Here is an 8,908-nt window from a genome sequence, read left to right as displayed (position 1 = left end):
TGTCCTGCCGGACATCTCCCCCGCAAGGGGGGAGATCGGCAGCTTCGGCGCCCCGCGTGCCTTTCAGCTTTGGTGGTTGGCGAAAACGCAGACGTCATCCAATCTCCCCCCTTGAGGGGGAGATGTCCGGCGGGACAGAGGGGGGTGCGAAGGAACTCGGCCTTCATCTGCGGGCCACCCCATGACGACCTTCCTCTTCGACGGCCCCGACACCGCCCCAATCACCATCCTGCTCGCCCATGGCGCCGGGGCGCCGATGGATTCGCCCTCGATGACCGCGACGGCAAAAGCGCTGGCCGAGGCCGGCTTCCGCGTTGCGCGCTTCGAGTTCCACTACATGGCGGCCCGCCGCTACGGCCATCGCAAGCCGCCGCCGCGCGCCGAGACGGTGAACCCCGAATACGTCAAGGCAATCGCCGACCTCCGGGCGAAGGGCGTGAAGGGTCCGCTGATCATCGGCGGCAAGTCGATGGGCGGACGCGTCGCTTCGATGATCGCCGAGGAGATGTTTTCGAAGGGCGAGATCTCGGGCCTGCTTTGCCTTGGCTATCCCTTCCATCCGCCGGGCAAACCGACACAGCTTCGGACGAAGCATCTCGCCGATCTGAAGACGCCGACATTGGTCTTCCAGGGCACGCGCGACGAGTTCGGGACCAAAGACGAGGTCGCGACCTATGCTCTGTCCGACGCAATCGAGATCTTCTGGCTGGAAGACGGCGACCATGATCTGAAGCCGCGCAAAAACATCTCCGGCTTCTCCACCGCCGATCATCTGAAGACGCTGGCTGATGCAGTGAAGGCGTGGACCGAACGGATCGTGCGCTGAAGCAGGCCGATGAAGATCGCCACCTTCAACGTCAACAACATCAACGGCCGGCTGCCAAACCTGCTCGCATGGCTGGCCGCCGCCAAACCCGACATCGCCTGCCTGCAGGAGCTCAAGGCCAGGCAGACGCAGTTTCCGCGCACCGCGCTTGCGGCGGCCGGCTACGGGGCGGTGTGGGTCGGGCAGCCGACCTGGAACGGCGTCGCCATCCTTTCGCGTGGCTCGGAGCCGGTGCTGACCCGCGAGGCGCTGCCCGGCGACGACGGCGACCAGCAGGCGCGCTACATCGAAGCGGCGGTCAACGGCATCGTCGTCGCCTGCCTCTACGCGCCGAACGGCAATCCGCAGCCCGGCCCGAAATTCCAGTACAAGCTGGCCTGGCACGAAAGGCTGGAGACGCATGCGGCGCAGTTGCTCGACACCGGCCTGCCGGTGGTGCTGGCCGGCGACTACAACATCGTGCCCGAGCCGCGCGACATCTACCCGACCCGCTCCTATGACGACAATGCACTGGTGCAGCCGGAAAGCCGGGCATCGTTCCAGCGGCTGCTCGACCAGGGCTGGCTTGATGCGCTGCGCAAGAAGCACCCGACGGAGACGCTCTACACATTCTGGGACTATCGCCGCAACCGCTGGCCGCGCGATGCCGGCCTGCGCCTCGACCATATCTTGCTCAGCAAGAAGCTGTCGCGCCGGCTGGTAGCGGCGGGCATCGACCGCGACGTGCGCGGCGAGGTCGGCGCCAGCGACCACGCGCCGGTCTGGCTGGAGTTGAAGTGAGGCACGAAAGCTGGCGCCGCCTTTCCGGGCGGCAACCAGTCAGGTTGGCCGCGCCGCTTCGCGGGCGAACGCCTCGATCAAAGGGGCGTATCCCTCAAGGTCGGGCTGAGTAGCGAAACTGTAGGTAGCGGCGGTCGAAGCCCAGGGCAGCTTTTCCGAAGTGAAGACTTCGACGAAGGGCACATACCAATGGTGCTCGTCCAGCATGGTCGCGCGCACGTTGACAAGGAAATCCAGGCCATGCGGACGCGTGAACATCCAGTTCTTGCAGTGCGGGCAATAGAGCTGCCGGTGCGGGCCGTGCAGGCCGCCGACCACCGGCTCGCCTTGCGTTATGGCGAAACCGTCGCTGGGCACGGCGATGGTCAGGGAATACGCGCTGGCGCTCAGCTTCTGGCAGCCGGTGCAGTGACACGCCGTCGTCAGCAAGGGCGGCGCGCTGATGCGAAAGCGTATTCCACCGCACAAGCAACCGCCGTCCCAAGGTAGCTTCCAATCGTCCATCGCTGGCCTCGCCTTAGCCTCTGCCAGCGATCTAGCGCGCGACCGCCAAGCTGCAATCTCACCCTTGAGGGTCCCAGAAGGGAGGAGATCGGCAGCTTCACGTCCTTCCCCCAGGAATCGTGAACACCACGTCGGCGCGGCCGTAGCCGCCATCGGCGACCTCCTCGATCAGCACCATCGTGTAGGGGCGCACGCCTTCGCCGAACATCTCGACGAACAGGGCTGTGGTCTTGTGGACCAGGTCTTCCTTTTGTCCGGCGGACAGCGCGCGCTCAGGCACCTTGAAATTTGCAAACGGCATGATGTCGATTTCCTGTTGGCTGTTGGAGGTAAAGTCAGACCGTGCCACCATTGGCGCGCAGCACCTGGCCGTTGACCCAGCCGCTGTCCGGTCCGGCGAGGAACGACACCACGCCGGCGATGTCGGCGGGCTGGCCGAGCCGCCCGAGCGGGATCATCCTGGTGATCGTCTCGACCAGTGCCTCGGACTTGCCGCCGAGGAACAGATCGGTGGCCACCGGCCCCGGCGCCACGGCATTGACGGTGATGCCGCGCGGCCCGAGTTCCTTGGCCAGCACATGCGTCATCGCCTCGACGCCGGCCTTGGTGGCAGCGTAGACACCGTAGCTCGACTGGTAGAGCCCGACCACGCTGGACGAGAAGCTGATGATGCGGCCGCCCTCGCGCAGCCGCCTTGCGGCCTCGCGCATGCCGCGGAAGACGCCGCCGAGGTTCACCGCGACCTGTTGCTCGAAACCGGCGTCGTCCGTCTGCGCGATCGGCGCGAGCTTCATGATGCCGGCATTGTTGACCAGCACGTCGAGGCCGCCAAAGGCCTGCTCGGCTGCGTCGAACAGATGCGCGACCCCCTTGGGATCACCGACATCGGCTTGAACTGCGATCGCCGTGCCGCCTGCCGCCTCGATCTCGCGCACCACGCCTTCGGCGGCTTCTGCGCCTCTGGCATAGTTGACGACGACCGAAAAGCCGTCGCGTGCCAGGCGCCTGGCAATTTCGGCACCGATACCCTTCGAGGCGCCGGTCACCAACGCCACCTTTCCATTCCGCGCAGTCATGTCAGCTCTCCAATTCTTGTCGGCTGAAAATAGGCGATAAATCCTGCGGGATAATCGCTCGGGACTTGCCAACACCATTCGGATATGGCGAACAATGGCGATGGACAGTCTCGACCGGATGCGCCTGCTTGCCCGTGTGATCGAGCGCGGCAGCTTCACCGCGGCTGCCGCCGATCTCTCGATGTCGCGATCGACCGCCACCGAGGCGATCAAGGACCTAGAGGCGCGGCTGGGGGTGAGGCTGCTCGAACGCACCACGCGCCATGTCACCCCGACGTTGGACGGCCAGGCCTATTACCAGCGCTGCCTCGCCATCCTTGCCGATGTCGAGGATGCCGAGGCCGGCTTTCAATCGGCGCAGCCGCAGGGCCTTTTGAGGATCGACGTGCACGGCTTCATGGCCCGTCATTTCATCCTGCCGCGGCTCTCCGAGTTCCTCGACCGCTACCCCGGGATCGACCTGCATATCGGCGACGGCGACCGGCTGGTCGATCTGGTGCGCGAGGGCATCGACTGCGTGCTGCGTTCCGGCGAACAGGCCGACAGCGGCATGATCGTGCGGCGGGTGGCAACATTGCGCGAAGTCACCTGCGCCAGCCTCGCCTATCTCGAAAAGCACGGCATGCCGGCAACCCCCGACGATCTCGAAGGCCATCTGATGGTCGGCTTCCGCTCGTCGCGGACCGGCGAGGTCATGCCGCTCGAATTCACCGTTGGCGGCGCGTTGCGCTATGTCACGCTGCCCAACCGGGTGACGGTCAACGGCTCCGACACGATGGCGGAGCTGGCGCGTCTCGGCTTCGGCCTGGTGCAGGCGCCGCACTACCGCTTCGCCGGGGATTTCGCACGCGGCACGCTTGTCGAAGTGCTGCCGGATTACCCGCCGTCGCCGACACCACTGTCGGCGCTCTACCCGCAGAACCGCCAACTCGCGCCGCGGGTACGCGTGTTCATCGACTGGGTGACCGGGATTTTTGGCGAGGATGGGACATCGGGCCGGGTGTGATCGTGCACCGGGCCGCCGGCTACTTTGCGAAGGGCGATCGGAACGAGATATGCCGTGACGGGCGGGGTTGGGTGAGGACCTAAGCTGCGCTCTCGCTGCGTTCGCGTCCAAGGGCCGGCAAACTGTAGGAGATCACCGACATCGTTGCGCTGATCGAAGCGAGGGAAGCCGAAAGCCGATGGTCGCGGAACGTACAAAAACGGACCGCGCCTCACGTTCACGATGGAAAATTCGGACAGTTAGCCGACAACTCGGCCCATGCTCGATCCAATTCGAGTTTCGATTGGGTCTTTTCAATGCTTTTCGCGGCAGCGTTGTCGATGAAGTTGCTTTCGATCCGCATGACTCGAAAATGTCCACCTGACGGCCGCTGATAGAGGACAATATAGCCGCAGTAACGATCGATGTTTTCAAACTTCGCCGCTATGTCGACCGCGGCATAAACGCCAGGAAAGGCAGCATTCGCTGGGTCCTTCAACCACGTGAATTTGAGTAGCCGGCGCTCGCGCACAGCGCCGGCTTGAGAATGAAAATCTTTACTTTGCTCCACGAAGGCGTTCGATGGGATCGAAGCTTTCGCGGTATCAGTCATCATTTCGTATGCCCGCCCATACTCTTGGTTATCGAGCGAAAGGAAATAGCGACCAACCGTTTCCGTTGCATCTCGAACCGCGTCCTCCGAGGGCGTCCACTCTTGCGATTGTGCGGGTAGGATCGCAACCAACACCGAAGTCACGATCGCAAGGAAAGCTACGGCTGCATGTGTCATGGGAATTTCGTCGCAGGAGCTTGCCACGAATGCAATCCGGTCACGGCCGATAGCCAGAATTTCGAACTGACCCACATCCCAATAGCGCGCTATGTTAGCGCTGCTGCAAGCGGACTGTCACGGAACTCCAGCCACCTGCCATTGCGCTGCGCGTGATCGCGGCCCTGATCCTTGATCAGCTCCGCCCTCGTGCTATAAAAAGCTATGTCAGGGACCAGCCCCGCGGCCACTGCGCCGCTCATCGTGATCGATCTTCAGACCGGCATGTTCGACGGCGTTGCCGAACCGCCGATCTATGATGCCGACGGCATGGTTGCCCGGACCCGCGCGCTGATCGAATGGGCACGGCGGAGCGGGCGCAAGATCGCCTTCATCAGGCACGACGGCCCGCAGGGCGATCCTCTGGCGCCGGGTGAGCCGGGCTGGCCGGTGTGGCCGGCGCTCGGCCAGGCCGAGGACGAGCCGATTTTCGCCAAGCGTGTCGGCGACGCGTTCAGCAATGCCGCGCTTGCAGAATGGGTAGTCGGGCAGGGCGCCGGCGAGGTCATTCTGATCGGCGCGCAGACCGATTTTTGCGTGGCGGCCACGGTGAAGGGCGCCTTTGCGGCGGGCCTGGGCGTCACCGTGCTTTCCGACGCCCACAGCACGCTCGACACCACCAGCGAGACCGCGGCGGAGATCATCGTCCGGCACAATGCGGCATTTGCCGCCGCCGGGGTCAAGCTGGCGACGACAAAGGCCCTTACCGATAGCTGATCGCCGGCTCATTCGGCAGGGCTACTTAAGCCAAGACTCGTATGCGGCCATTCCGTCGTATTCCCATTCGAAGCGTTTTCGTAATGCGCGGACGCTTTCCTTCCACGTTGTTCCTTCGCATTTATCGAGAATGTTGAGGAGGCTTTGTTTGAGACTGGGCCAGTCAAACTCTTCGACGAAGATGACCGCGCGCCGATTGAGATTTATCTGGTCTCTGATCTGGTTAGCGATGACGTACACCTCGAAGTAATCGCTTCCAATATCCTCGTCCCACCCGATCGCCAGGGTTAGTGCTAGAGCGAAGCTCTTGGGATCCGTCGGCCGCCACTGTTCCAGTATTTTCTCGCTGTCCGGGATTTTCATGCCGGAGCGGATTTCCTGCTCGGTACACCCCTCGCTGATCAGGCTTTCCGTAACAAGATGACCGTTTTTCAATATTGGACCGAGATTCCCTGCGCTAACGCCTCTCAACCTCAGCCGGGATGGATAGACGATATTTGACATGGCCGTCTTTGCAAGCTTGCAATCACCGCAAGGTAGTGACCAATTCTCGGCCGGGCAATCGATGTCCATCGACCCTGAAGGCTTTGGGCGATTTGGCGCAGGCGTTCATGATTTGCAGGCTTCCTCTGAGGGGGCCGATCGCGTAAGGCGCGGGGAAAATCCCTGAAGCCTCGCGTGGAAGCATGATACGTCTCGAAAATATCAGCAAGCAGAACGGCCGGCAGATCGTCTTCATCGAAGCCTCCGCCGCGTTGCAGAAGGGCGAGAAGGTCGGGCTGGTCGGGCCTAACGGCGCCGGCAAGACGACGCTGTTTCGCATGATCAACGGCGAGGAGCAGCCCGACGAGGGCCAGGTCTCGGTCGATCGCGGCGTCACCATCGGCTATTTCAGCCAGGATGTCGGCGACATGGAAGGCCGCAGCGCCGTTGCCGAAGTGATGGACGGCGCCGGGCCGGTGAGCGAAGTGGCGGCCGAGATGCGCGAGCTCGAGCACGCCATGGGCGACCCCGATCGCGCCGGTGAGATGGACGAGATCATCGCCCGCTACGGCGAGGCGCAGCACCGCTTCGAGGAGCTCGACGGCTATGCGCTGGATGGGCGGGCTCGCGAGGTGCTGGACGGGCTCGGCTTCAGCCAGGAGATGATGGACGGCGACGTCGGGAAACTCTCCGGCGGCTGGAAGATGCGCGTCGCGCTGGCCAGGATACTTTTGATGCGGCCCGACGCCATGCTGCTCGACGAGCCGAGCAACCATCTCGACCTGGAAAGCCTGATCTGGCTGGAGCAGTTCCTGAAGAACTATGACGGCGCGCTGCTGATGACCTCGCACGACCGCGAGTTCATGAACCGCATCGTCAACAAGGTGGTCGAGATCGACGGCGGTTCGCTGACCGCTTACTCCGGCAACTACGAATTCTACCAGCAGCAGCGGGCGATTGCCGATCGGCAGCAGCAGGCGCAGTTCGAGCGCCAGCAGGCGATGCTGGCCAAGGAGATCGCCTTCATCGAGCGCTTCAAGGCACGTGCCTCGCATGCCGCCCAGGTGCAGAGCCGGGTGAAGAAGCTGGACAAGATCGACCGGGTCGAGCCGCCCAAGCGGCGCCAGAAAGTGTCGTTCGATTTCCAGCCGGCGCCGCGCTGCGGCGAGGACGTGGTGACGCTGAAGAACGTGCACAAGGGCTATGGCAGCCGCTCGATCTACGAGGGATTGGATTTTCAGGTGCGCCGCCGCGAGCGCTGGTGCATCATGGGCGTCAACGGCGCCGGCAAGTCGACGCTGCTGAAGCTGGTGGCTGGCGCTTCCGAGCCGGACAATGGCACTGTGGCGCGCGGCCCGAGCGTCAAGATGGGCTATTTCGCCCAGCACGCCATGGAAGTGCTGGGGGGCGAGCGCACCGTGTTCCAGACGCTGGAGGACGCGTTTCCGCAGGCAGGCCAGGCACCGCTCAGGGCGCTGGCCGGCTGCTTCGGCTTTTCCGGCGACGAGATCGAGAAGAAATGCCGCGTGCTGTCGGGCGGCGAGAAGGCGCGGCTGGTGATGGCGTTGATGCTGTTCGACCCGCCCAATTTGCTGGTGCTGGACGAGCCGACCAACCACCTCGACATCGCCACCAAGGAGATGCTGATCACGGCGCTGTCGCAGTACGAGGGGACCATGCTGTTCGTCTCGCATGACCGCCATTTCCTGGCAGCGCTGTCGAACCGGGTGCTGGAACTGACGCCCGAGGGCATCCACACCTATGGCGGCGGCTACACCGAATATGTCGAGCGCACCGGGCAGGAGGCGCCGGGGTTGAGGAGCTGAGGCGCGGACCCAGCTGCCGCTCGATTCCGGAGGCTAAGCACGAGCTGTTCAGCCGTGTATCGCAATTTCGCGCAGCGGATCGCCGCCGTCGATGAACAGCTGGCCTTGCGCGGTCAACGCGGCGCCGAGCCGCCGCAGGGCGATTTTTCCTGCTTCGGGATGACGCCCATCCAGCGCGCCGACGCGCACCGCAACGGCAATATCGAAGCGCTTCTCGTCGGCCTCCAACTCGAAATCTTCGATCGCGAACCTGGCGAAGACTCAACCGGCCTGCCGCAATCTCGGCGCGCGAGGCGGCCCTGGCCTGCGCGATGGCCTTGGCCGAGCGATCGATCGCCAGCACATGCCCGCCGCCGATCCGGCGCGCGATCTCGCGCGCTGCAGCACCTGGACCGCAGCCGATCTCCAGCACTCGCATGCCCGGCCGCAAAGGCAGCGCGTTGATGATCGCCAAAAGCCTTGGCGACAAGTCGTTCGCCATTCCCTGTTCTCCAGCTTTTTCGCGATCCGAGATTAGCGACCGCGGCCGGCGACGGGAAGACACGCGGACATCGCCGATGCATTCACCCAGCTGCCGGGTCGAGGAGGGACATGATCAACATCGAAGAGAACTGGTCGGTCGCCTCAATTGCGGCGGCCGAGCGGCCCGGCGTCGTTGACCTGAGGGGTAGGGAGGGACTGGCGCCGAGCCTAACCGGTGGGGGGTAGATTACCGGCCGTTTATGTGTATACGCTCAAGCTAATATAAGAGCAAGCTAATGTTATGCGTCAGCGGGCGGGACGTTGGTTCTGATCAGTGGACGGCCGCCGCCTCCTGGCCGCGCACTCCAACCGGCCCAACACCGCTTATTGCCTTCAAGTCGTGGCTCCAATGCTGTACCC

10 protein-coding genes and 1 pseudogene are annotated in these 8,908 nt (G+C 63.7%); 5 read left to right on the top strand and 6 right to left on the bottom strand.

Features of this window, described 5'->3' with window-relative positions:
• The first annotated feature begins 181 nt into the window (after positions 1–181).
• Complete coding sequence (locus NKH37_RS13005) at positions 182–826, top strand: alpha/beta hydrolase family protein (RefSeq protein WP_352496061.1); 645 nt, start codon at positions 182–184, stop codon at positions 824–826.
• Between the two features lie 9 nt (positions 827–835).
• Positions 836–1,606: an exodeoxyribonuclease III gene (locus NKH37_RS13000; RefSeq protein ID WP_352496062.1), complete on the top strand. Its 771-nt coding sequence runs from the start codon at positions 836–838 to the stop codon at positions 1,604–1,606.
• A gap of 39 nt (positions 1,607–1,645) precedes the next feature.
• Here the strand turns inward: NKH37_RS13000 and NKH37_RS12995 are convergent, their stop codons facing one another.
• The 3 genes from NKH37_RS12995 to NKH37_RS12985 form a co-directional block, all read right to left on the bottom strand.
• On the bottom strand, positions 1,646–2,110 hold the full coding sequence (locus NKH37_RS12995; protein WP_352481634.1) for a GFA family protein: 465 nt from the start codon (positions 2,108–2,110) through the stop codon (positions 1,646–1,648).
• A gap of 97 nt (positions 2,111–2,207) precedes the next feature.
• Positions 2,208–2,411, bottom strand: coding sequence for a tautomerase family protein (locus NKH37_RS12990; protein WP_292656388.1), 204 nt, complete (start codon positions 2,409–2,411; stop codon positions 2,208–2,210).
• Positions 2,412–2,445: 34 nt separating this feature from the next.
• Positions 2,446–3,186 (bottom strand): SDR family oxidoreductase, encoded by a 741-nt coding sequence (locus tag NKH37_RS12985; RefSeq protein WP_353003525.1) that lies wholly within the window; start codon positions 3,184–3,186, stop codon positions 2,446–2,448.
• Positions 3,187–3,286: 100 nt separating this feature from the next.
• Between NKH37_RS12985 and NKH37_RS12980 the strand changes: the two genes are divergently transcribed.
• The gene (locus NKH37_RS12980; RefSeq protein WP_353003737.1) at positions 3,287–4,192 is read left to right on the top strand and encodes a LysR family transcriptional regulator; all 906 of its coding nucleotides are present in this window, start codon (positions 3,287–3,289) and stop codon (positions 4,190–4,192) included.
• Positions 4,193–4,409: 217 nt separating this feature from the next.
• On the opposite strand, the gene NKH37_RS12975 is transcribed toward NKH37_RS12980, so the two are convergent.
• The gene (locus NKH37_RS12975) at positions 4,410–4,961 is read right to left on the bottom strand and encodes a DUF4019 domain-containing protein (protein WP_352496063.1); all 552 of its coding nucleotides are present in this window, start codon (positions 4,959–4,961) and stop codon (positions 4,410–4,412) included.
• Positions 4,962–5,165: 204 nt separating this feature from the next.
• On the opposite strand from NKH37_RS12975, the gene NKH37_RS12970 reads away from it, so the two are divergent.
• Positions 5,166–5,717, top strand: coding sequence for an isochorismatase family protein (locus tag NKH37_RS12970; protein WP_502895810.1), 552 nt, complete (start codon positions 5,166–5,168; stop codon positions 5,715–5,717).
• Between the two features lie 21 nt (positions 5,718–5,738).
• On the opposite strand, the gene NKH37_RS12965 is transcribed toward NKH37_RS12970, so the two are convergent.
• Positions 5,739–6,221 (bottom strand): Imm8 family immunity protein, encoded by a 483-nt coding sequence (locus tag NKH37_RS12965; protein WP_352643614.1) that lies wholly within the window; start codon positions 6,219–6,221, stop codon positions 5,739–5,741.
• 182 nt (positions 6,222–6,403) lie between these two features.
• Here NKH37_RS12965 and NKH37_RS12960 point away from each other — a divergent pair, with 182 nt between their 5' ends.
• On the top strand, positions 6,404–8,026 hold the full coding sequence (locus NKH37_RS12960) for an ABC-F family ATP-binding cassette domain-containing protein (RefSeq protein WP_353003521.1): 1,623 nt from the start codon (positions 6,404–6,406) through the stop codon (positions 8,024–8,026).
• Between the two features lie 48 nt (positions 8,027–8,074).
• Here NKH37_RS12960 and NKH37_RS12955 read toward each other — a convergent pair.
• Positions 8,075–8,507, bottom strand: a pseudogene (locus NKH37_RS12955) (SAM-dependent methyltransferase).
• Positions 8,508–8,908 lie beyond the last annotated feature (401 nt).

It is taken from the genome of Mesorhizobium sp. M1217 (assembly GCF_040318275.1).
Classification (GTDB): domain Bacteria; phylum Pseudomonadota; class Alphaproteobacteria; order Rhizobiales; family Rhizobiaceae; genus Mesorhizobium.
The sequence above is the reverse complement of the archived record's forward strand: the minus strand, read 5'-3'. Positions and strand labels throughout refer to the sequence as shown.